We start from the raw sequence: 877 nt of genomic DNA, 5'->3' as shown, positions 1-877 counted from the left end.
GGGCAGGTCCCCTGCCACCGCCACCCGGCGCGTGTTATAACCGCGATTACGCAACCATCCCGCGCCGTAGCGAATAAACGAACGGCTCAACACCAGGCCAACGCTGGATAGCAGATACCACGCCAGCCAGACGGCGAGACGGTTATCAAAATCGTTATTAAAGGCGATCAGACCTGCGCAAAAAATCAGACTCAGCGTCCAGTTTTGCAGCAACAGCACCAGCTCAGTGGATATTTTGACACCGCGCCAGGAGCGATAAAAATCCGTTATGCCACCGAGCATCTGAAAAACGACCAGCGTGATCAGCGCCACCAGCAGGTGCATGTACAGGAAAGGCAAACCGCTTAATTCGCAGATTACCCACAACCCGCCAAACATGATGGTGATATCTGAAAAGCGTTGCACCATCGAAATTAACGACGCATTGGTTTTGGCGCGTTCGCGCTTTTTTAGATGTGTCATCGTGGTTCCTGTTAGTCACCCTTTGCCCAGCTTCGGGCAAAGGAAGCACCAGCATTACTGATTCAGTAACGCCAGAAGAGTGCGCGTTCGCGCTTCCATCAACGGAATATCTCCGCGCGATTCCACGTTCAGGCGCACCACCGGTTCGGTATTGGATGAGCGTAAATTGAAGCGCCAGTCGACAAACGACATGCTGATACCGTCCGTTCTGTCCACCGACAGCGCCTCACGGGAAAAATGCTGCTCCACACGCGCAATCGCTGCCGCCGGCTCTGCCAGCGTACTGTTTATTTCTCCGCTCGCCGGGTAGGCCACCATCCGGTCACGGACCAGTTCGCCCAGCGACTTCCCTTTCAGAGACAGCAGCTCCGCCACCAGCAGCCACGGGATCATTCCGCTGTCGCAATAGGCAAAA

General features: G+C 55.2%; 2 pseudogenes. Both read right to left on the bottom strand.

Features of this window, described 5'->3' with window-relative positions:
- A pseudogene (locus FDW94_RS23695) lies at positions 1-462 on the bottom strand (undecaprenyl-phosphate glucose phosphotransferase); the annotation flags it as partial.
- A gap of 54 nt (positions 463-516) precedes the next feature.
- A pseudogene (locus FDW94_RS01320) lies at positions 517-877 on the bottom strand (phosphomannomutase CpsG); the annotation flags it as partial.

Source organism: Citrobacter sp. wls757 (genome assembly GCF_005280935.1).
Lineage (GTDB): Bacteria > Pseudomonadota > Gammaproteobacteria > Enterobacterales > Enterobacteriaceae > Citrobacter > Citrobacter portucalensis.
The sequence above is the reverse complement of the archived record's forward strand: the minus strand, read 5'-3'. Positions and strand labels throughout refer to the sequence as shown.